This window comes from Pseudomonas sp. Marseille-Q5115 (genome assembly GCF_916618905.1).
GTDB lineage: Bacteria > Pseudomonadota > Gammaproteobacteria > Pseudomonadales > Pseudomonadaceae > Aquipseudomonas > Aquipseudomonas japonica_A.
The window spans coordinates 1,373,947-1,395,510 of sequence record NZ_CAKAKI010000001.1; the positions used below are offsets into that span (position 1 = coordinate 1,373,947).

The 21,564-nt window shown below is 64.7% G+C and carries 23 protein-coding genes; 4 read left to right on the forward strand and 19 right to left on the reverse strand.

The window, feature by feature from the left end:
• Window positions 1-28: 28 nt before the first annotated feature.
• The 8 genes from LG385_RS06700 to LG385_RS06735 form a co-directional block, all read right to left on the reverse strand.
• Window positions 29-1,480 (reverse strand): NAD-dependent succinate-semialdehyde dehydrogenase, encoded by a 1,452-nt coding sequence (locus LG385_RS06700; protein ID WP_225773428.1) that lies wholly within the window; start codon window positions 1,478-1,480, stop codon window positions 29-31.
• 24 nt (window positions 1,481-1,504) lie between these two features.
• Window positions 1,505-1,990 carry a flavin reductase family protein gene (locus tag LG385_RS06705; RefSeq protein ID WP_181112320.1) on the reverse strand — a complete coding sequence of 162 codons (486 nt, stop codon included), beginning with the start codon at window positions 1,988-1,990 and terminating at the stop codon, window positions 1,505-1,507.
• A 14-nt stretch (window positions 1,991-2,004) separates the two neighbouring features.
• A complete protein-coding gene (locus LG385_RS06710; protein ID WP_225773430.1) occupies window positions 2,005-3,486 on the reverse strand; it encodes an aldehyde dehydrogenase in 1,482 nt (493 codons plus the stop codon).
• Window positions 3,483-4,316 carry an alpha/beta fold hydrolase gene (locus LG385_RS06715; RefSeq protein WP_225773432.1) on the reverse strand — a complete coding sequence of 278 codons (834 nt, stop codon included), beginning with the start codon at window positions 4,314-4,316 and terminating at the stop codon, window positions 3,483-3,485. Before LG385_RS06715 ends, LG385_RS06710 begins: the two co-directional genes overlap by 4 nt.
• Entirely contained in the window at window positions 4,316-4,906 is a 591-nt protein-coding gene (locus LG385_RS06720) for an amino acid synthesis family protein (RefSeq protein WP_181112314.1), read from the reverse strand. Before LG385_RS06720 ends, LG385_RS06715 begins: the two co-directional genes overlap by 1 nt.
• Before the next feature lie 122 nt (window positions 4,907-5,028).
• Window positions 5,029-5,646, reverse strand: a complete 618-nt coding sequence (locus LG385_RS06725) for a trimeric intracellular cation channel family protein (protein WP_181120632.1) — start codon at window positions 5,644-5,646, stop codon at window positions 5,029-5,031.
• Window positions 5,647-5,757: 111 nt separating this feature from the next.
• Window positions 5,758-6,552 carry a glycosyltransferase gene (locus LG385_RS06730; RefSeq protein WP_225773434.1) on the reverse strand — a complete coding sequence of 265 codons (795 nt, stop codon included), beginning with the start codon at window positions 6,550-6,552 and terminating at the stop codon, window positions 5,758-5,760.
• 463 nt (window positions 6,553-7,015) lie between these two features.
• Window positions 7,016-7,828, reverse strand: a complete 813-nt coding sequence (locus LG385_RS06735; protein ID WP_225773436.1) for a helix-turn-helix transcriptional regulator — start codon at window positions 7,826-7,828, stop codon at window positions 7,016-7,018.
• 199 nt (window positions 7,829-8,027) lie between these two features.
• Here LG385_RS06735 and LG385_RS06740 point away from each other — a divergent pair, with 199 nt between their 5' ends.
• From LG385_RS06740 to LG385_RS06755, 4 genes are all read left to right on the forward strand, one after another.
• On the forward strand, window positions 8,028-9,392 hold the full coding sequence (locus tag LG385_RS06740) for an APC family permease (RefSeq protein WP_225773438.1): 1,365 nt from the start codon (window positions 8,028-8,030) through the stop codon (window positions 9,390-9,392).
• 13 nt (window positions 9,393-9,405) lie between these two features.
• Entirely contained in the window at window positions 9,406-10,521 is a 1,116-nt protein-coding gene (locus LG385_RS06745; RefSeq protein ID WP_225773440.1) for a P1 family peptidase, read from the forward strand.
• Between the two features lie 247 nt (window positions 10,522-10,768).
• Window positions 10,769-10,966: a DoxX-like family protein gene (locus LG385_RS06750; RefSeq protein ID WP_318781384.1), complete on the forward strand. Its 198-nt coding sequence runs from the start codon at window positions 10,769-10,771 to the stop codon at window positions 10,964-10,966.
• A gap of 118 nt (window positions 10,967-11,084) precedes the next feature.
• Window positions 11,085-11,477 carry a nuclear transport factor 2 family protein gene (locus LG385_RS06755; RefSeq protein WP_225773442.1) on the forward strand — a complete coding sequence of 131 codons (393 nt, stop codon included), beginning with the start codon at window positions 11,085-11,087 and terminating at the stop codon, window positions 11,475-11,477.
• A 6-nt stretch (window positions 11,478-11,483) separates the two neighbouring features.
• Here LG385_RS06755 and gspD read toward each other — a convergent pair whose 3' ends face one another.
• From gspD to gspE, 11 genes are all read right to left on the reverse strand, one after another.
• Window positions 11,484-13,724 (reverse strand): type II secretion system secretin GspD, encoded by a 2,241-nt coding sequence (gspD, locus tag LG385_RS06760; RefSeq protein WP_225776186.1) that lies wholly within the window; start codon window positions 13,722-13,724, stop codon window positions 11,484-11,486.
• 69 nt (window positions 13,725-13,793) lie between these two features.
• The gene (locus LG385_RS06765; RefSeq protein ID WP_225773444.1) at window positions 13,794-14,276 is read right to left on the reverse strand and encodes a general secretion pathway protein GspN; all 483 of its coding nucleotides are present in this window, start codon (window positions 14,274-14,276) and stop codon (window positions 13,794-13,796) included.
• Window positions 14,273-14,890, reverse strand: coding sequence for a type II secretion system protein GspM (gspM, locus tag LG385_RS06770; protein ID WP_225773446.1), 618 nt, complete (start codon window positions 14,888-14,890; stop codon window positions 14,273-14,275). The genes LG385_RS06765 and gspM overlap by 4 nt, the downstream gene beginning before the upstream one ends.
• Window positions 14,865-15,968: a PilN domain-containing protein gene (locus LG385_RS06775; RefSeq protein ID WP_225773447.1), complete on the reverse strand. Its 1,104-nt coding sequence runs from the start codon at window positions 15,966-15,968 to the stop codon at window positions 14,865-14,867. Before LG385_RS06775 ends, gspM begins: the two co-directional genes overlap by 26 nt.
• On the reverse strand, window positions 15,965-16,708 hold the full coding sequence (locus LG385_RS06780) for a general secretion pathway protein GspK (protein WP_225773449.1): 744 nt from the start codon (window positions 16,706-16,708) through the stop codon (window positions 15,965-15,967). The genes LG385_RS06775 and LG385_RS06780 overlap by 4 nt, the downstream gene beginning before the upstream one ends.
• Complete coding sequence (locus tag LG385_RS06785) at window positions 16,705-17,331, reverse strand: prepilin-type N-terminal cleavage/methylation domain-containing protein (protein ID WP_225773451.1); 627 nt, start codon at window positions 17,329-17,331, stop codon at window positions 16,705-16,707. Before LG385_RS06785 ends, LG385_RS06780 begins: the two co-directional genes overlap by 4 nt.
• Window positions 17,328-17,699: a prepilin-type N-terminal cleavage/methylation domain-containing protein gene (locus tag LG385_RS06790; protein ID WP_225773453.1), complete on the reverse strand. Its 372-nt coding sequence runs from the start codon at window positions 17,697-17,699 to the stop codon at window positions 17,328-17,330. The genes LG385_RS06785 and LG385_RS06790 overlap by 4 nt, the downstream gene beginning before the upstream one ends.
• Window positions 17,696-18,139: a GspH/FimT family pseudopilin gene (locus LG385_RS06795; RefSeq protein WP_225773454.1), complete on the reverse strand. Its 444-nt coding sequence runs from the start codon at window positions 18,137-18,139 to the stop codon at window positions 17,696-17,698. Before LG385_RS06795 ends, LG385_RS06790 begins: the two co-directional genes overlap by 4 nt.
• Window positions 18,140-18,145: 6 nt before the next feature.
• On the reverse strand, window positions 18,146-18,574 hold the full coding sequence (gene gspG, locus LG385_RS06800; protein ID WP_225773456.1) for a type II secretion system major pseudopilin GspG: 429 nt from the start codon (window positions 18,572-18,574) through the stop codon (window positions 18,146-18,148).
• 15 nt (window positions 18,575-18,589) lie between these two features.
• Window positions 18,590-19,807 carry a type II secretion system inner membrane protein GspF gene (gene gspF, locus LG385_RS06805; protein ID WP_225773458.1) on the reverse strand — a complete coding sequence of 406 codons (1,218 nt, stop codon included), beginning with the start codon at window positions 19,805-19,807 and terminating at the stop codon, window positions 18,590-18,592.
• A gap of 1 nt (window position 19,808) precedes the next feature.
• Window positions 19,809-21,551, reverse strand: a complete 1,743-nt coding sequence (gspE, locus tag LG385_RS06810) for a type II secretion system ATPase GspE (protein WP_413247360.1) — start codon at window positions 21,549-21,551, stop codon at window positions 19,809-19,811.
• Window positions 21,552-21,564 lie beyond the last annotated feature (13 nt).

Sequence of the window (21,564 nt, forward strand, 5' to 3'; positions counted from 1 at the left end):
GCACGCCGGAACCTCAAGGCTAGGCAGGCTATTCCCCGGCTGCAAGCCCACCCATCAGGGTATAGCGCACCTCCAGGTAGTCCTCGAGGCCGTAGCGCGAGCCTTCGCGCCCCAGCCCCGACGCCTTGATCCCGCCGAAAGGCGCCACTTCCGTGGAAATCAAACCTTCATTGATGCCCACCATGCCGTATTCCAGGGCTTCGCTCATACGAAACGCACGGCCCAGGTCTCGGGTATAGCAATAGGCAGCAAGGCCCGAGTCGGTATCGTTGGCCAAGGCGATCGCTTCTTGTTCGTCAGTGAAGCGAAACACCGCGGCCAACGGGCCGAAGGTTTCTTCGCGGGCTACCCGCATGGCCGGGGTGACCTCACTGAGCAGGGTGGGTTGGAAAAAACCGTGGCCCAGCGCGTGGCGTTCCCCGCCGCACAGCAGGCGTGCCCCGTGTTCCAGCGCATCGGCGATGTGCTGCTCGGTTTTCACCACCGCCGCCTGGTTGATCAGCGGCCCCTGGGTAACCCCAGGCTGCGTACCTTCGCCTACTACCAGCTCGCCCATGCGTTCGGCCAGCCGCGCCACAAACCGATCGTGAATGCCAGCTTGCACCAGGAAGCGGTTGACGCACACGCAGGTTTGCCCGGCGTTGCGAAATTTCGCCATCAGGGCACCTTCCACAGCGGCTTCCAGATTGGCGTCGTCGAACACGATAAAGGGCGCATTGCCGCCCAGCTCCAGCGATAGTTTTTTCAACGTGGGCGCGCACTGGGCCATCAAGTGTTTGCCCACCGCCGTGGAGCCCGTGAAGGACAACTTTCGCACTACCGGGCTGGCCGTCAATTCGGCGCCAATGGCGATGGCGTCACCGGTGATCACATTAAGTACCCCGGCGGGCAGGCCGGCTTCCTCGGCCAGAGCAACAAGTGCCAGCGCGGTGAAGGGCGTGTCCGGGGCCGGCTTGAGTATGCACGTGCAACCCGCGGCCAGCGCCGGCGCTAGCTTGCGGGTCACCATGGCCGCAGGGAAATTCCACGGGGTAATGGCCGCGACCACGCCCACCGGCGCCTTGGTGACGAGAATGCGCGCGCCATCCTTGTGGCTGGGGATAATGTCGCCATACACCCGCCGCGCTTCTTCGGCGAACCACTCCACAAAGCTGGCGGCGTAGAGGATCTCACCCCGCGCCTCAGCCAACGGCTTGCCTTGCTCGGCCACAAGAATGGCCGCCAGTGCCTCGGTGTGTTCCAGCACCAGGGCGTGCCAGCGCTTGAGGAAGGCGGCGCGGTCCCCAGCCTTCAGGGCGCGCCAGGCGGGCAGGGCGCTTTCGGCGGCGCTGATCGCTTCCCGCGCCTCGGCCGCGCCGAAGTCCGGCACGTGGCCCACCAGCGCGCCGGTCGCCGGGTTATGTACCGCTTGGGTGCGCCCAGCCAGGGCGTCACGCCAACGGCCGGCAATGAATGCTTGCTCGCGAAAAAGGCTGATCATGCACAGCTACCTCAAGTGGGAGTTTCAGCAGAACACCGGCAGGGCGCCCAGCTTGCCGCGGTGGTAAATCATCGGCGTAACCGGGTCGGTGGGCAGGATCAGGTTCTGTACCTCGCCCACAATGATCGCGTGGTCCCCACCTTCGTATTCCCGCCACAGCGTGCACTCGATGATCGCCGTGGCGCCCTCGAGGATCGGGTTGCCCAGGGCGCTGAGGGTCCAAGGCAATTCGCGGGCCTTCTCCTTGCTTTTGCTGGCAAAGGCGAACGCCTGCGCCTGTTGCTCTCCGGATAGCAGGTGGATCGCGAAATGCTTGCGTTCGAGCAGCGCCGGGTAGGTGTTGGAGCTGTAGTTAGGGCAGAACAGCACCAGGGCCGGGTCCAGCGAGAGGGCACTGAAGGCGCTGGCGGTAATGCCGACCAGGTCACCTTCGGTGTCCAGGGTGGTCACCACCGTCACGCCGGACGGAAAGGAGGCCATCACCTCTTTGTATACTTGGGCTTCGATCATTGCCGCCTTACCTCTTAACGCATCACGAATGGGTCTGGCATGGGTGCCTGGGACAGGTTGATCCACACCGTTTTTTGTTCTGTGTACGCCAGCACCGAGTCGATGCCGCTTTCCCGGCCGTAGCCACTGTTCTTGAACCCGCCGATCGGCGCCATGGCCGACACCGCGCGGTAGGTGTTCACCCAGATGATCCCGGAGCGCACATCTCGGGCCAGGCGATGGGCGCGGCCCAGGTCGCGGGTCCAGATGCCGGCAGCCAGGCCGTATTCCGAATCGTTGGCTAGCTCCAGCGCCTCGGCTTCGGTGCTGAAGCGGATCACCGAGGCCACCGGGCCGAAGACCTCTTCCTGCATGATCTTCATCGAATGCCGGTCGCACTCGAACAGCGTGGGCTCGTAGTACCAGCCCTGGCTATCTACCGTGGGGCGCTTGCCGCCCATGCGCAGTACCGCGCCTTCGGCCACGGCTTCGCTCACCAGCCGTTCCACCACACCCAGCTGTTGCTCGGTGGCCATGGGCCCCATCTCCGTAGCCTCTTCGCGAGGGGCACCGATCTTGATGCGGCGGGCGCGCTCGATCAGGCGCTCCACGAACGTGTCGTAGATTTCGGCCTGCACCAGCAGGCGCGACCCGGCCACGCAGCTTTGCCCGGAGGCCGCATAAATCCCGGCGATCACGCCGTTGATGGCGCTGTCCAGGTCGGCGTCGGCGAAGATGATGTTGGGGGACTTGCCGCCCAGCTCCAGCGACAACTTGGCGAAGTTCTCGGCCGTGCCGCGCACCACGTGGCGGGCGGTGGCCGCGCCGCCAGTGAACGCCACCTTGCGCACCAGCGGGTGACGCACCAATGCCGCGCCGGTGCTGGGGCCATAACCGGTGACTACGTTGACCACCCCTGGTGGTATGCCGGCTTCCAATGCCAGCCTGGCCAGCTCGATCAGCGTTGCCGAGGCGTGTTCGGAGGGTTTGAGTACGATGGTGTTGCCCGCCGCGAGGGCTGGCGCCAGCTTGATGGCCGTGAGGTACAGCGGGCTGTTCCAGGGAATGATCCCGGCCACTACGCCCAGGGGCTCGTGCACGGTGTAGGCGAAGAGGTCGGGTTTGTCGAGGGGAAGGGTGCCGCCTTCGAGCTTGTCGGCCAGGCCCGCCGTGTAGTGGAAGAATTCCGGAAGATAGCCCACCTGGCCGCGGGTTTCGCGGATCAGCTTGCCGTTGTCGCGGCTTTCCAGCTGGGCGAGTTGCTCTTTGTTCTCGGCGATCAGGTCACCCAGGCGGCGCAACAGCTTGCCCCGCGCCGTGGCGCTAAGGCCATGCCAGGCCGGGCTGTCGAATGCCGCCTGCGCGGCCTTCACGGCCACATCCACATCGGCTTCGTCGGCGTCGGGCAGCTCGGCCCAGGCCTGCCCGGTGGAGGGGTCCAGGCTCTGAAAGGTGCGGCCTGAACGGGCATCCTGCCAGGTGCCGGCGATGCACATCTGAAAACGAACCAGGCTCATGCGACATTCCCCTCAGCCTGCACTGGCAGGCATTTGACGTTGGCCAGGAAACCAACCAGCAGCTGATTGACCAGCCGCGGCGATTCCACCGGCATCATGTGGCGTTGTTCAGCCAGGATGGCAACCTGGGCACCCGGGATGCGCTCGGCCAGCTGGCGCGCCATCTCCGGCGTGGAGCCGGCATCCAGCTCGCCGGTGGCCACCAGCACAGGCACGTTCAGCCCCGGCAGGTCGTCTGCCCGGTACATGTCCTGGGTGGCGAACAAGCTGTAAGTAGTCAGGTAGCCGTGCGGGTCGTTGCTGGCCAGGGTGCGGCGGATGTTGTCCACCTGTGCATGGCTGGCAGCGAGGTACTCGCGGCTGAACCACCGTGCCAGCGCCGCTTCGGCATTGGCGTTGGGCCCGAATTCCGCCGCCTGGCGGGTACGCTCCACCACCCCGGCGCGTTGCTCCGGTGTGCGGGCGAACACGCTGTTGAGGATCACCAGCGAGGCCAGCCGCTCGCGGTAGTGCATGGCAAACGCCCGCGCCACCAGCCCCCCCATGGAAAACCCCACCACGTGTACCCGCGCCAGGCCCAGATGTTCGACCAGCTCGAGCAGTTGCCCGGCGTACCCTTCCAGCCCTGTATCGGCATGGGGCATGGCGCTTTCGCCGTGCCCCAGCATGTCATAGGTAATCACCTGGTACTGCTCAGCCAGGCTCACCACCTGGCCACCCCACATGTCCTTGTTCAGGCCCACGCCGTGGATGAGCACCACGGGTTCGCCTTCGCCGGTCACCTGGTAAGCAGTGCCCGCCGCGGTCCATTCAGTGGCCCGGGCGTTCATCACTGCTGCGCCTTTTCCGCAGCCAGCTCTTCGAGATCCATGTAGCGGTTGCCGATGCGCGGATGCAGGCGGCCGCCGTCTGCCGCGCCCAGTACCACCACGATCTCGTCGGCGCGTGGCGCGTCCTCGATTTTCATTTCCAGGGTGATGTAGTGCGAGCGCAGGCCTTCATCGTCCTTGTGCATCATCGGGATCTGGATGGACGTGCCCGGGCCGCCACGCTTGTTGGTGAAGCTCAGGTAACTCTTGGCTTGTACCGCTTCGCGGTAATGGTTGCCGAAGCGCAAGGTGTGAATCACCGCCGAGGCATGCTCGATCTCGCCGTCGGCACCCACCACTGCCGCCTTGCCGTAGGCCTCGATGCGGCCTGCGCCGCCAATGGCGCTGGTGAGTTGCTCTACCATCAAAGCGCCCAGTTCCGAGCAGTTGGCCTTGATCAGCGGTTTTAGGTCTTCAACGAACGGGCCCACCCAGGGGTTTTTGATGACCACGGCCAGCCCCACCATGGTGACGGGCTTTTCGCTGGCCTTGCCGCCTTCGATGAAGGTTTGCTCGGTGTACGTGACGATTTTGCGGATTTCAAAGCCCACGGCGGTTCCCCTTGTTCTGGATAACGGTACGAGGTTGGTTTCTCGTATTACGGTATACCAGATACTAACCGAAACTCCGGCGTGTGCAAGGCTTTTCCCGCAAGGCCGCTAGCGGCCCCTCTTCAGGCGGGCTTTTTGAGGCCTGGGAGGTTCCATCCGTAGCGTAGCGATAGCATCCGCACCAGTGTACAGAGGGCGATGGCAAGCCAAGGGGCCAATTGCGGGCCGATCCATCCCAGCTCGCCCATTACCTGTATGGCGGCACCGAGCAGGGCGGCAAGGGCATAGATTTCTTTGGTCAATACCACCGGCACGCGGCTTAGCATCACGTCGCGAATGGCGCCGCCGCCCACGGCTGACACCACGCCCAACAGGATCGCCAGTTGGGTATCCGGGACGTAGGTATAGGCCTTGTGCGCGCCGAACGCGGCGAAGAATCCCAACCCCACCGCATCGAAAAACAGCGTGGGCTGGGTGAGTTTAAGCAGCACCTGTTGGAAGCAACCGGCGAGGGTCACTGCCAGGGCGACCGCTACGGCATATTCGATATTGACCAGGCCGGCGGGTGGCACTGCGCCGATGCACAGGTCACGCACCACGCCGCCGCCGCAAGCGGTTACGAATGCAATGACGAAGACACCGAAAAGGTCCAGCTGGCGATTGATGGCGGCCAGGGCGCCGCTGAGGGCAAAGACGAACGTGCCCATCAGGTCGATGTAGGAGAAAACGTGGAAACCCATGGGCATACCTTTGCAAACGGCTATAGGGGGCAGGGCGACTATGCCTGAGCTCGGAACGCCTTGCTCAAGGTTATGCCGGCCTTTGGGCCCCCGCCGTTTGCAAGGCCTGGTTCAAGCCCCGACGCGCGTCAGGGCCTGCTTGTACATCCGCGTGCGGCGATGGTTCGCGCCGTAGCCGTTGGCAGCTGCGACGGTACCTGCCTGGATGTGGTCCAGGTATTTGAACAGGCGCCCGGGCGGCACTTTGGCGATGCTATACCCAAGTGCTTCCATGCGATCTTGCAGGGTATAACCGGGCACGCGGTCATCCATGCAGAAGTGCAGGCCGTGCTGTTTCATCGCCTTGCTGTTCCACAGGGTACAAAAGCTCTTCAAATGCTGTTCTTTCCAGGGTTTCGGCGCACGCCCTGGCACACCCAGGCGGCCCAACAGGCGCCGGTAATAGTGCTTGCAGAACCGCGAACCGTGCCGCCATACCGTACGCGGCAATCCTCGGTTCAGTTGCTCTACACAACCCACCGCCGCCACATTGGAACGGCCCTCGCACTTGTCGAGCAGCCACTGGAATACCCGGCGGTCATGGATGAACGTGTCGGTGTGCATCAGCAGCAGATAATCGCTCTGAGTTTGCTCAAGTACCCGGTCCAGCGCCCGGCCATGGGCGATATGCCCGGGTTCGCCGGCCGGTTGGGGGCGTTCGATCAGGTTGATCCAGCTCAGGCTGCGCAGGTAGGTGGTACTGGCATCTTTCGAATCATTATCCACTACCCATACAGGAATGTTCGCGTCGCCGATCTGCTGCTTGAGCAACTCCAGGCATGCCCGAGTCATTTCGTAGGTCTTGTAGTTCACCAGCGCGATACTGAAGGTAGGTTCGCGGGCGGGCTGTCGATCTGCTGTACTCATCGGAAGGCTCAAATACAAAGGGCAAACACGGGGCGAAGCGCAGCGCGGCCTGGTCGATTGCCGGAAGACTATGAAAGGTTGGAACGCGCGTTCCGCTTATGTCCGAGTTGTTTCAATTGGCACGCGAATGTATCAATGCGCTTAAAGTTGCTCGCAGGGCGCTGTATTACTTGGGGAGGCGATAATAAAGAGGTGGTGTGAAAAATATGTCATGTGGATGTCGCGGTATTATCGACAAACACATGGCGTTACAGAATAAGAGTTTTTCTTAAATATGGTCCTGGGTTCTACATCTCTCTGGCAAGTTCTTCTAACGGATGTCCTTCTACATCGGTCGCTATCGCTTCCTTCACGATGATACTGGGCCCGCCTCTGTAGCAGCGTGGCTTGCCCGCGACGAAACCATCGCCGAAACAGCGCCCCTGTCGTGCCGGTCGCCGCCAAGGCGCGCTGCTACTGTGGCCTATCGCTCTCGGGCGTCGCCCACCTCCAACGACTGTATAAACAACGAAAACAGCTCGGGCTGCGCCGAGATGTCGAGCTTGGCGTACAGGTGTCGGCGGTGCACCTTCACGGTCTCGGGCGAAATGCCCAGCCGCTCGGCCATGGCTTTGGAGGAGTAGCCGCGCAATATCAGCCGTGCCACTTCCAGCTCCCGTTCCGATAACACCCGCGCCCCGAAGCGGTCGAGGGCGTCACCGACGAAGGTGCGGCTGTCCTCCTTCGCGGTAACCGTTGCAGCCGACCTCGGCCGGGCCTGGGCCCAGTGTTGCTTGAGCAACGCCAGCACCCAGGGGGCGCAGAAGGTAAGCATGCCCAAATACTGCGCGCCGAAGCGCTCGTGCATGCCCAGTGACAGTGAGAGGGTGCCTTCGCTTGGCAGCTGCAGCAGGTATTGCACCTCGTCCTCCAGCACATGGTCGTGGAAATAGTTGAGGTAATAATCCGTCTGGTGAAAGTGATCCGGGGCCACTTCTTCCAGGCGATAGAACCCGCTGGCGATGCCCTCACGGGAGGCCTGGTAGAACGGGTCGAGAAGGTACAGGCCGTCTAGGTATTGCAGGCTGGACGCGGGGCCAGGCGTAGGGGCAGCGTCGTATTCCTCAAGGGCGACCGGGGCGCCAGCCTCGGGGTAAAACACGCCCAGGGCATTATCGAACGGTACCCAATGCCGAAGCAGCAGTACCAGCTGGCGCCAGAATCGCGGCCCGCCGGCGTGTTCGATGGCCCGCGCCAGGGCCGTGTGCATGGAGGATTGTTCGAACAGGCTGTTCACGTGGGTACCTCGAGCGCTTGGGGTGCCCAGTACCGCCTTTACGCTTGAAGGTTGTCAATGGGGGTACCCCCATAGGGGAATTGTGTCCTCAAGTTTCACTGCCTAGAGTGCGTTGCATCTAGTGCTCCAGCCGAGAGCGCCCTCTCTTCAAGCCTTCGTTTACTGCCTCAACTTCGAACAACAACCCGAGGGTAAGGATATGACGGCTCCTGTTCCGCAAGCGTCCGCGCTCAAGCCCAGCTTGAGTGTCGCCGACGTGGTGGCGATCACGGTTTCTTCTGTAACGCCCGCCAGTTCTGTATTCGTGATCGCTCCGTTCGCCATTCAGCAAGCGGGTACCGGCGTGATCTGGGCGTTTGCGCTGGGCGGTGTATTGGCGCTGATGTTCGCGTTTTGCTATGCCGAACTGGGGCGGGCCCACAGAACCGCTGGCGGCGAGTACGTGTTCGCCAAGCGGGTATTCGGCGGCATGGCCGGGTATGCCACCTTCCTCACAGTGCTGGCGATGTTGCTGTTCATCCCACCGGTGCTGGCTACCGGCGCGGCTACCTACCTTAACGCCGCCTTGGGTACGCACTTCGACAGCCAGGCCGTGGCGCTGGTAATCGTGGTGCTCAGTTATGCGATTGGCATCCTCAACATCAAGCTTAACGCTTGGGTGACCGGGTTATGCCTGTTCCTCGAGGTGGCCGCGCTGATGGTGATCGTGGTGCTGGGGTTCGGCCATGCTCAGCAGCCGGTCAGTGCGCTACTGCATCCTCAGATGGTGAGCGCCGGGGTACTGAGTGCCGCGCCCTTTGCGTTGGTGATTGGCGCCATTGGCACCGCGCTGTTCTCCTATAACGGTTTCGGCGGCGCAGTGCTGCTGGCCGAGGACATGCACGACGGCGGCCATGGCGTGCCCCAGGCAGTGTTGTGGTCCCTGGTGCTGGTGGTAGCCATCGAGATCATCCCGCTCGTCGCGTTGCTGCTGGGCGCGCCTTCGCTGACCGAGATGCTTGCCAGCCCCGACCCCATCGGCTATTTGCTCACGGCTCATGGCAACGAGACGCTCTCACGCCTGGTGAGCGCGGGTATCTTCCTGTCGGTGTTCAACGCCATCGTGGCGATCGTGATCCAGAGCGGGAGGGTGATCTACAGCAGCGGGCGCGATGAAGTATGGATGCCCAGGCTCAACCGGGCCTTCACTCGCATTCACGCCAAGTGGCAATCGCCTTGGCTGGCCACGCTGTTCTTGGCGATACCTTCGGCGGTATTGACCTTCAGCTCCAACCTGGCCGAGCTAACGTCATTCACTGTGCTGTTGATCCTGCTGGTGTACCTCACCGTCGCCCTGAGCGCACTGTTCAGCCGGGTACTGCGGCGGGACCGGGCGCACCCTTACCGCATGCCCCTTTGGCCGGTACCCGCGTTGCTGGCAACCGTAGGCGCGGGCTACCTGCTGGTGACCTTGCTGGCGCAGGCCTCCAACCGCGACATCATGATTATCCTGGGCCTGCTGAGCGTGTCGGTGATCCTCTACGGCACCTACGGCAAGCTGAGCCCGGGCTTCCAGAAACTTTGATCGAGGGCCTGCAATGCGCGCACGTCAATTGGGTATCAGTCTGGGGTTGGGCACTCCCGGCCCGTTCAATGCCATTACCGATGTGCCTGGTGTGCGCGTAGGGCACGCCACCTTGAACGAGCAGCGGGGCGGCAAATGGGTGCGCACCGGCGTAACCGTGGTCGAGCCTCGGGAAGGCACCGCACGGGAGCAGCCCTGTTTTGCCGGCTGCCATGTGCTGAACGGCAATGGCGACGCCACGGGCCTTGAGTGGGTTCGTGAAGCCGGCCTGCTGACTACGCCGATCGCCACTACCAACACTCACAGCGTGGGCGTGGTGCGCGACGCGCTGATCGCCCATGAGCGTCGCTCTCTGGCGAGTACCGCGACCTACTGGTGTATGCCAGTGGTGATGGAAACCTACGATGGCGTGCTCAACGACATCTGGGGCCAACATGTCAGCTCACAGGAAGTGAGTGCCGCGCTCGCTGCGGCCGAAACCGGGCCGGTGCAGGAAGGCCCGGTGGGCGGCGGCACTGGCATGATCTGCCATGAATTCAAAGGCGGCATCGGTACCGCCTCTCGCGTACTGGGGGCGGAGCAGGGCGGCTGGACAGTGGGTGCGCTGGTACAGGCCAATCATGGTCAGCGCCGCGACCTGCGGGTAGATGGTTACCCGGTGGGCCGCTACCTTGCGCACGTGCCCTCGCCATTCGCCGAGCAAGGCACGCCGGGTATGGGCTCGATTGTGGTGATCCTCGCCACGAACGCACCCTTGCTGCCCCATCAATGCCATCGCCTGGCGCAGCGTGCGTCTATCGGCATCGCCCGTACCGGCGGCGGCACCGACGATTCCAGTGGCGATATCTTCCTGGCCTTTGCCACCGGCAATCGGAACCTTCCGCCCGCCGATTACGACCGCAAAGGCGGGGCGTTCAGCCTAGGCGTGAGCATGGTGAACAACGACCACATCTCGCCCTTGTTTGCCGCCGCCGCCGAAGCGGTAGAAGAGGCGATCATCAATGCCTTGCTGGCGGGTACGGCCATGGTGGCCGATGACAACCGGCGGGTCGAACCGCTGAGCGAGTCGCTCTTGACCACGGCGCTGGCCGAAACCGGCTGGCGCCCGGCCAAGGGTGGCGCATGCTGAGCTCAGCTCCCCCATGCCCTGATAGCTTCCAGCCGAGCGCTCAACGCGTCGGCGTCCTCGCTGGGCAGGTCGGCCTTTTCAATGAGCTCGATCTGGTCCAGCTTCCTCAGCCTCTTGCTTCTGTCAACGATGGTAGCCGCTTCGTCGAGCCTACCTTCGTACCTGGCTCGGTGCCCAAAATTTTCCAACAACTCGGTAACGGTGAGGCGGGTGCCTTCCTTTTCGGGATCGAGGGGCGGTGTGGCTGTTGTCGCCCTGGTATAGGCGCTGTTCGCTGGTCATCGCCGCGACGGCGCTGGCTGGGCTGCTGGCGGACGTAGCCATGGTTACGCCCCACCTGCTGGCCGAGGCATTCAATCCGGTATCGCTGAACCTGGGGGGCCTTGCACTGTGCGCGGTGGCATGGTTGGCCGAAGCGCCCGTGCCGCGGGCACATCCGGCTTGAGCCCACCCATCGCCATTGCCGATGCCTGCCATGGCAATACGCGATTTTTCAGCCGCGCGGCTGCCGCCTAGGGTGTGCTCCGCCGCACTGTCGCGGCGCCACTCAAGGCCTGCCTGTCATGACTGCCCAAGCGATTACCTTGCAAGACGAACTGCTCGCGCTGGAAAGCGAGCGCGCCCGCGCGTTGATGGAAGAAGACCACGAGAGCATCGCGCGCCTGTTTGGCGATGAACTGGTGTACGTGCACACCACCGGGCTGGTGCAGAACAAGGCCCAATACCAGGCGTACGCTCGCGAGGCCGTGCGTTACCTGGCCGTTGAACGTGGCGCCTTGCAAGTGCGCGTGCTGGCAGAGGGCGTGGCATTGATGACCGGCCCGCAAGTGAACCTGCTGCAAAAACGCAGTGGCGCAGAGCCTATCCGGGCAGAAGGTTTCGTTACCCAGGTGTGGCAGCGCAACCCTGAGGGCTGGCAGATCGTGGCCTTCCATGGCACACGCGCCAGCGCCTGAACCCGGCTACAGCAACGGCTGCGCCCGGCTCACCGGTGCCATGGGCTGGATCAGCTGGAACTGCTGGCGGTATTGATCGGTAACCTGGCTGGCCTGGCTACTGTTGCCGATCAGCCTTGGGGTGATCAGCACCAGCAACTCCGAGCGGCCGCGGCTGCGGCTGGTGTTGCCGAACAGCCAGTTCAACCCGGGGATGCGGGCCAGGTACGGCACACTGCTGTCGGTCTGGCTCTCGCTTTGTTGGATCAAGCCGCCTAGCAGCACCGTCTGCCCGCTTTGCACCGCCACCTGCGTACTCACCGCCCGGGTAGAAATCGACGGGTTGCCATTGGCGTCCGTGGTATCGCTGGCGTCGCTCACCTGTTGCTGGATGTCCATGTACACCAGCCCACCCGGGTTGATCCGCGGCACTACGTCGAGGATCACCCCCGTTTGCACGTACTCCACGCTGCTGTAGGTGGATTCGCTGGTGGTGGTCACGGAGGTTTGGGTGATGGGAATGTTGGCGCCTACCTGGATCTGCGCCTGCTGGTTGTTCAGCACCACCAACGAAGGCGCCGACAGCACACGGGTGTTGCCATTGGTCTCCAGGGCATGCAGCGCAATCTGCAAGTTGCTGCTCACAAAGGAGTAATAGAGCGCGTCGGTCGCGCCCAGCGCCGCGCCGCCCTGGCCCAGGCCACCGCCGCTCCCCGAGGTGTTTTCCACCCCGCTGGTGCTGGAATTGCCAGCCAGCTTGCCCAGATACCATTGCACCCCCAGGCTCAGGTCGCCCGTGAGGCTGACCTCCAGAATGCGGGTTTCGATCTGCACCTGCATCGGGGGGTTGTCCAGGCGCTTGATGGCGGACTGGATCTCATCCCATTGCGAAGGGCGCGCCCGGATAATCAGCTGGTTGCTGCTTTTCTGCGCGGTAATGCGCACGCCGGAATCATTGGCCGTATTCACGCCGCTGCTGGATTCGCTGCTGTCCTCTGCGGTTTTGCGGGTGGTGTCGGTGCCGGCATTGCTAAGGCCTGAAGACATGCCAGTATTGCCCAGGTTGCCCAAACCCTGACTGCTGCCGGTGAGGTTGCTGTTCCCCACCGTGCTGCTTGTGCCACTGCGGCTGCCGCTGGAAAGGGTGGTGGTGCGCAGCCCCGGCGCCACCTGGGCTTCAGCCTCTTCGGTCACCGCCTCGTTCCCGTACAGCTGGCGTAAGTAACGGGAGAGGTCGGTGGCTTTCATGTTGCGCACGTCATACACGTACATCCGCGGCTCATTGCCGCCGCCGCGGTCGATGGTTTCGATCCAGCGGCGTACTTCGTTGAGGTACTCGGGCTGGGGCGAAATCGCCACGATGGCATTGGTGCGTTCGATCGGCAGAAACCGCAGCATGCCGGCCAGGGGGGTGGCGCTCTCAGGGCCGAACAGCCGCTGCAATTCGGGCATCAGTTCGGTCACGTTCGCCCGCTGCAGGCCGAACACCGCGATGGACATACCCTTGAGCCAGTTCACGTCGAAGGTGTTGATGGTGCGTTCATAGTTGGCCAGCTCTTCAGCGGTGCCGGCCAGCGCCAGTACGTTACGGGCAGGGTCTACCAACAGGAATGCGCCATCCCGTGCAAACGGCTTGAGCAGCTTTTCCATCTCGGAAGCGGAAATGTAATCGAGCGTGAACAACCGCGCGGTGAGCCCCGCGCCCGGTGCCGGCATGCCCATGGCAGGCACCAGGCGGCCGGCAACGGCCTGGCTCGCCGGCACCACGTTATAGCGGTTGCCGTCGCGTACCAGCGCGTTGCCTGTCCACGACAGCAGGGTTTCGAGAATCGGCAGGGCTTCGCGCCGGGGCACCGGCCGGGCGGTGGAAAAGGTCACATCGCCCTTTACCCCATCGGCAATGGTGTAGTTCTGTTGCAGCAAGTCCCCAAGAATACTGTTGATCACCCCGCGAATCGGCTGCTCGTTGAAGTTGAAGGCCACGCTGGGCTCTCCCGCCGCCTGGGGGGCATTGGCTGGCGCGGGTGTTGGCGCGATGAAACGGGCGCTGCCCCGCACCATCTGGCTGTCGGTGGCTGGGCGCGGCGACGTTTCCACGGTGCCGGGCATATTGGGCGACGGCGGTGTAGGCAATGGGCGCTGGCTTCCGGTGCCTTCCAGGCCTTCGCGCATCATGCTGTTGTCCGAAGGTAGCTGGGAGGCCGGTGAAACACAGCCGGCGAGCAGCACGGCGGCAACGCAGGCAAGAGGGTAACGCGGTGTCACGATAGGGTTGCTCCTGGCAGAGGCGGCAATCGCGCCGCCTTCTAGATCGAATCCATTGGGTAGGTGCCGCACTCAAGGGCGCCCCGGTGCCGGGCGCAGGCGCAGCCGCTGCTGCTGGCCGTCGAGCACGAACAACGCTTCGGTGGGGTCGAGCCGTTCAAGCGTCCAGCCATTGGCCAGGGCCTCGCCTTGTGCCACCGATACCCCCTTGCCGCTGGCGTCGCGAAGCAGCGCGATGCGCAGGGTGTCGGTCACCAGGCTGCCGGTAAGGACCATGCCTTGCAGCGATGCCGGTGTTGTGTCGCCAATCGGCCTCACGTCCGGCTGCCGCCCGGGGCTGAACAATGGGTGCTCCCAGGTGTTGGCGAGCGCCTGTAACGGCGGTGCTGCTGGCGCCGCATCGCTGACGAGCGGCCCAGGCAGGTCATTGGCCAGGGGTGGCAGCCAAGTCACGTCCCGGCCCAGGCCGAGCACCTGCGCGACGATCGTAGCCATGAGCACGCCAATCAACGCGAGTAGCCAGGGCCTGAAGCGCAGATGATCGACGCGGGTCATAGCGCCTCCTCACGGCCAGGATTCGGGCTGGCCTGCGTGTGTGCAAAGCCACTGACCGTCAGCTGCACCTCCAGCCGCGCTCCGGGTCCGTCCGCAGCTTGCGCGGGGCGTTCGATCCGCAATTGGCTCACGAACAACGCCGGCGTGCCGGTTTCCAGGTCGTACACAATGGCCTCGATCGGTTCGATGGCGCACGTGAGATTGAAGCTGGCTTGTACCTGCGGGTAAGGCCCGGCGCCAGGCGTGTCCGTGAGCGGCGTACGGTTGAGCAACTCGCAGCCAGCGCCGTCCCCTTGATGTTGTGCTATCACCTCCGCCCCTCGTTGCAACAATGCCGCCGAGGCGCCGCTGGCATCGTCGCCAGGCAACAGGCCGTTTTCACTCACGTCCCCCGGCTGCATCGCGGCTACCTGGGCTTGCAGCGCTTCACGCTCGCCAAGCAAGGCCACATAACGGCGTTGAGCCTGGCGCACGTCGGCCATTTGCTCGCTGATGGCTCGACAGGGCGCCACCAGCCAAGGCTCTAACACGCCCCAATAGATGAGCGCCAAGGTCACGCCCAGCAGCAGCACGGCGCTGACGCGTTGTTCACGGGGTGTCAGAGGTCGGCGCATCGGGGTGCTCCTCCTTGCGCAAACGAGCGAGCAGATAGAAACGCTCCCCGCCCGTGGTTTCATCGGGCTGGATCACCCCCTGGAACTGCGCCCCGGTCACGCTGGGGCACCCTTTGAGCTGGGCGATGAGGTTGCCGGCGTGCGGGCTTTGCCCACCCAGTGTGAGCTGGCCGTCGGGTTCCAGGCTGAACTGGCTGAGCCAGGTGTCGGCGGGCAGGCAGTGGGTGAGTTCGCTCAATACCTGGCTGATGAGCGGAGTGCCCTGGCGGCGTTCGGCCAGGTAACGGGTGGCGCCCTGGCCGTTCTGCAGTTGCTGGCGCAGCTGTTGTACGGTGCTGGCTTCGTTGCGCAGGCGCGCCACTTCGTTCTGCATGGCGGTAAGCGCGGCACCGCGGTTGTACAGCCACAGCTGCAAGGCAACCACGCTCAGGCACAGTATCAGCAGGCCCAGCACAGCATTGAGCTGCCGTGTGCGGTGCTGGCCGGGGGGCCGGCGTTCGAGTGGCAACAGGTTCAGCCCCATCCCGGCGTTCCCCGAAGGCGCGGCCACATCGACGGCCTGGGGCCGCACGCCTTGCCCGGCCAATGTGTCGAGCAAGGCGTCGAGGCGCTCGCGCTGGGCCACGCCCAGTACCACGGTGGCAGGCTCCCGCGGCTTGCCCGGCAGGCGCTTGAAGCCGTAATACACCTGATCGGCACGGAAGGGTGTGTGGCGGTCCATTTCGTAGCCGATGGCGTCGGCCAGGTTTGGCGCGGCAGCGGGCGGGAAGGTGAGTGTTCTCACCAGTGCCTGACGCGGCTCGAGCAGCAATACACAGGTATTGTCAGCGGGCATTCCCGAGCCATAGGGCGCCCAGCCCGCTTCGCCGTGGCGCCACAGGCAATCCTGCCGCCAGCTCACCAGCGGTGCTTCATCCTTGCGCCCAAGCCAGCCACGCAGGCCAGGGGGCAGGCAACCTGCAAGCTGTTCGCCCCACCACGCGAAAAATCGCGGGAAGACCGACGCTTGCCACTGCTGATGCAGCGCCAGACGCGCCGGGCGCAGGGCTTTGGTCAAGTGAGTTTGAAAGGAAATCATGGCTGCCAACGCAACAGGCGATACGCGTGCGTGCCGCCGTCCAGGGTCAATAGAAAGGTAGCGCTGAGCGTGGCCCGCCCCCCGCTGCTCAGCTGGGCGTCGCTGGTCACGCTCAGCACCGGGCCAGGGTCCACCTCGTCGGCCATCGCCACCAGGCTCTGCCCCAGCGCCTGGCGCACCGGCGCCGAGGCCAGCGCGGCAACCGGTTCGTCATAGCCGCTCCACACGGTGATGTAGGGCAGCAAACGCTCGAACAGCTCGCTGTTCATGCCGGGCAGCTGCATCGCTTCCTCGAGTACCCGCAGCGGCGTGACCTCGGCATCGGCCTGGCGCGCCCGAAGGGCCGTTGCCAGTTGGCCGGCTTCGGGGCCACTGGCGCCGAGGATGCGAGCCAATCGCGCGCACAGCTCGGGCGACGAACTGTTGAGGTCCACCTTGCCCATGTCGCTGTGTACCCGAACCGTGAGCCGGCTGTCCCCCAGCAACTGGGCATAAGGCTGGCCGTCGGCATGCCAGCGCTGTTCCCGTTGCGGATCGCTCAGGTGCATCACCGCCAGGGCCAGCCCCGCCTCGGCCACCAGGTCGGCGCGGGTTTGCTGCAGCTGGTACAGGCTTTGCCGGTTTTCCAGGCGCACCGTGGTGATGATCTGCAGCATCAACAGGCTTAGCAGCGCGAGGGCCCAGAGGGTAAGCAGCAAGGCGACGCCACGCTGGCGAAGGTCACGTCCCGGCGCGGTCATGGGGTGGCCACCAGCGGGGTTTGCTGCTGCAGGCGCAGCGCGACCTGCAGCGGTGGCCAGGCGATCGGCTCCGGGCTTTTGAGGGTTATGCTGATCGCCAGGGGCAGGCGCTCCGGCCAAGGCCAGCGAGGCAACCAATCGGTGAGCCGGCCGTGGGCATCAAGCCCGCGGTAGCTGAAACGCAGCCCTTGCACCTGGCTCAGCAACCGCTGTGGCTCGCCCCAGGGCCGACGGCTCGCGGGCCCGGTGAGCTGAGTAAGCTGCACTTCAAGCCACGGCTCCGCCTCCCGGTTGCCCAAGCCCAGCGTTTGCAGGTAAAGCCCACCGCCCAGATGCGCCGGCAGGCTCGACACGTAGCGCATCTCGCTGGCTTCACCGTGGAACACCGCAGCGGCGCCCGAGGCCTGCATGTCGATCGGCAAAGCCACGATTTGCTGGAGTTCGCGCCGCAGGAATTGCTGGGCGGCACGCACTTCATCCAGCCTTTGGGTAAAGCGTTCGGTGCCAGCAACGGTCTTGCGTGTAGCGGTGAGTGCCGTACCGATTAATATCAACAGGATCGCCATCAGGCTGATCGCCAGCAGCACCTCGATCAAGGTAAACCCCCGGGCCAGGCGGCTCATGCGCCGCGTCCCGCCATGCCCTGCACCCGCAGGGTGCTGAAGCGCTCCACATGCCCCCCCAGTTCCAGCGTGAGGTTGAGCCGGAACAGCCGCACCCTCGCATGGCCACCCACTGGTGCAATGTTCAGCTGCCAGGCCACTCCGTCCTCAAGCCGACCCTGCTGCTGGCCCGGTTGCAACGGGCGGTCCAGGGACGCATCCAGCACCGTGTGAGCAGCCAGTGCCAGGCGGGTGGCGCGCTGGTCCTTGAACAAGGCGTGGGTGGCCTGGCCGATGCCGCCCATCACCACAAAAAAGGTCACCGCGAGCAGGGCCAGTGCCGCCAGCACTTCCAGCAGGGTGAAGCCCCGTTGGCGCACGCCGTTCATGGCTGAACCTCCTGCCAGCGCACATCGCCGGTAAGCCAGGCCACGTCCACTCGCCATGCCCGGCCGTCCCGCTCGAGCCGTACGTTGCCGCCGGTGCTGCTGCCGTCGGGGTAGAACTGGATCGAACCCTGCTGGCCCAGGCGCAGCGCAGCGGCGGTGGTCAGGCGCAGGGCCATGCGCGGGGGCAGGGCGTGCACCGGTTGGCCGGGTGCCTGATACCGCCGCCCCGGCACGTCGAATGCCACCCGGGTGGGTTGGCCATCGGTAATCGCCTGGGCCCTCGCCGCGCGCAGGGCCAGGCTGAGGTCGCGGCCCGCTTCCCGGGCGCGCAGGCTGTCCAGCCCCTTGCTCAGGGAAAACGACACCACGCTCAAGGCCACCGCTACCAGCACGATCACCACGATCATTTCCAGTAGCGTGAAGCCCCCCTGGCGGCCCATACACCGTTACTCCCAGTTGCCCAGGTCGGCGTTATAGCCATCGCCGCCGGGTTGGCCGTCCTGGCCGTAGAAAATCAGGTCAAAGGGCCCATGCTGCCCCGGCGCGCGGTAGCCAAAGGCATGGCCGAAGGGGTCTTGCAGGTCTGAAGGCTTGGCATAGGGGCCGTTCCAGTTGCGGGCATCGGCGGGCCGCGTGGTCAGCTGTTGCAAGGCTTTGGGCGGCGCTCCGGCGTCCAGTGCGTAGGTTTCGATCTTCATGCCCAGGCTGGCGAGCTGCGCCTTGCCAGCACCGTATTTGCCTTTGTCCACGTTGCCGCCCACCTGGCGCACCACGATCGTGGCCACGATGCCGAGCAGCACGATCACCGCGAGCATTTCCAGCAGGGTGAAGCCGCGCTGGTGGCGGGAGATGGGGTTAGGGGGCAGTGTTCTCATACCGGTAGCAGCCTTTTAGATATTACTGGTGAGGCTCATCAGCGGAAGCATGATGGCCAGCATGATGAAGGCGACCAGCACGGCCATGACGATGGTCAGGCTGGGCACCAGGGCAGCGAGCAGGCGGTCGATGCTGCGTTTGGCTTCGCGGTCGAAGACATCGGCGACCTTGAGCAGGAGGGTGTCCAGTTGCCCGGATTCCTCCCCCACCTGCACCATTTGCAGGGCGAGGGGCGGTAACAGCCGGCTGTGTTCAAGCGAGGCGGCCAGCGGCGCGCCATCCTTCACCCGGTCGGCCGCTGCGGCTACGGCCCCGCGCAAGGCCTGGTTGGTGCACACGTCGCGGCCAATGGCCAAGGCAGCCAGCAACGGCACGCCGTTGTGCAGCAACGTCCCCAGGGTGCGCGCCAGCCGCGCGGTCTCCAGCCGCTGCAGCAGCGGGCCGGCCAACTTCAGCCGCAACAGGTTCCTGTCCCAGCGCAGCCGCCGCGCCGGCTCGACCAGGCGCGCGCGCAGCCACCACAGCGCGGCCACACCGGTTACCAGCGCCGCCAGGCCGTAATCGGAAAACCCTTGGCCCAGCCATAGCACGCTCTGGGTAAGCATTGGCACCGGAACGCCTAGGTCCGCGAAAATGGGTACGAATTGCGGCACTACGTATGCCATCAACAAGGCCAGCGACCCCAGTACGCCCACCACGAGGAACGCCGGGTAGATCAACGCATTGATCACCTCGCCCCGCAGCGCCTGCGCACGCTCCAGGTACGCCGCCAGCTGGGCGAGCGTGGCCGCCAGCGAACCGCCCGCTTCGCCCGCGCGGACCATGCTCACGTACAGCACCGAAAACTGCTCGGGATGTTCCGCCAGTGCGGACGACAACGGTTTGCCGGCCTTCACGTGTTCGCGCACCCGCTCCAGCAGCGTCCCCACCCGAGCGTCCGCTGGGTTGCTGAGGAGGATGTTGAGTGCACGGTCCAGGGGCTGGCCGGCGTCCAGCAAGGTGGCCAGTTGCTGGGTGAACTGCGCCAGCGCGGCCGCGGAAAGCGGCGGGCGGGTGAACCAGGCGCGCCAGCCTTGGCCGGCCAGTGATCCCTCGGCAGTAGGCACCAGTTGCAGCACCAGCAGGTTGCGGCCATGCAGCTGGCTCGCCGCTGCGTGCTCGTCGGTGGCTTCGAGCAGGCCTTGAGAGGCAATGCCATCGACGTCCAGCGCCTTGTAGCGGTAGCGGGTCATGTCAGTCTCCCCGCGTCACACGTAATACTTCTTCGAGGGTGGTCACTCCGGCCAGCGCCTGGCGCAGCCCGTCCTCGTAAAGCGTGACCATCCCTCGTTCGCGGGCGGCCTGCTCCAGCGTGGCGGCATCGGCGCGGCGCATCAACAGGCTGCGCAGGGTGTCGTCGAGCACCAGCAGCTCGCTGATCGCACTGCGCCCTCGGTAGCCATCGGTTCCATTGAGCCCGGCCCGTGGGCGATACAGGCGTATGGGCCGCGCGTCGGTGTAGCGCTCCAACTGGTAGTCGGCGATCACCTCCGGCAGAGGCTCATAGGCTTCGCGCAGGTCGGGGTCCAGCCGGCGTACCAGCCGTTGCGCCAGGATGCCGTTGAGGGTGGAGGCGAGCAGGTAATCCTCCACGCCCATGTCCAGCAGCCGGGTGATGCTGCCCGCCGCGCTGTTGGTGTGCAGTGTGGACAGCACGAGGTGCCCGGTAAGGGCAGACTGGATGGCGATGGCACAGGTTTCCAGGTCGCGCATTTCACCGATCATGATCACGTCCGGGTCCTGCCGCACGATCGCCCGAAGCGCACCGGCGAAGCCCAGGCCAATGCTGGGCTTGACCTGAATCTGGTTGATGCCCTCGAGCTGGTACTCCACCGGGTCTTCCACGGTGATGATCTTGCGCTCGGCGGTGTTCAGCCTGGCCAGGGCGGTGTACAACGTGGTGGTTTTGCCCGAGCCGGTGGGCCCGGTCACCAGCACGATGCCGTGGGGCCGTTCGAGTACCGGCAGGAAATTCTCAAGTGCCTGGCCGGCGAACCCCAGGCTCGCGAAGTCGAAGCGCACCGAGGCGCGATCCAGCAGGCGCATCACTACCGACTCGCCGAAGCTGGTGGGCACCGTCGACACTCGCAGGTCCAGTTCCTTGCCCTGTATGCGCAGCATGATCCGCCCGTCCTGGGGCAGCCGGCGCTCGGCAATGTCCAACCGCGCCATGATCTTCACCCGCGAAATCACCGCGGCGGTGGAGCGGGGCGGCGGTGCTTCGGATTCCTGCAGCAGGCCGTCAACGCGGTAACGCACCTTGAGGTGGTTTTCGAAGGGTTCGATGTGGATGTCCGACGCGCGCAGCTCTACCGCGCGTTCGATGATCAGGTTCACCAAGCGGATGACCGGCGCTTCAGAGGCGAGGTCCTTCAAGTGTTCGATATCGTCCAGCGACTGGGTGTCGTTGCCCATGTCCTGGGCAATGGCGCCCATGGCCGAGCGGCCCTGGCCGTAATAGCGTTCGATCATGGCCTGGATGTCGCCGCGCAAGCCGATGGACACCCGTACCGGGCAGTCACAGGCGTAGGCGACGGCGTCGAGCGGGTACGGGTCCGCCGGGTTGGCCAGCACGACGTGCAAGGTGCCGTCCGGGTCTTTGCTTACCGGCACCAGCTGGAACTGTTCGAGGAACCGCAACGGCAGAGATGGCAGTGCTTCTGGCGGCGCCGGCGATTGCTCGGCATCAACCAGGGGCACATTGAGGAGGGTGGCCCAGGCGTGTGCCAGGTCTCGTTCGGCTACCAGCCCCAGGCGCAGCAGAAATGCCGTAAAGGCTTCGGTGGGTGGCGAAGCGGTGTCGGTGCCAATGTACAAGCGGCGCGCGCGCTCATGGTCCACGGCCTTGAGTTGGCCCGCTGCCACCAGATAGTCGCACAGCGCCCGCTCAGCGGCCTCTGCGTGTAACTCTGGCATCGGCTCACACACCGGCGCCATTTGCCCACCGCCT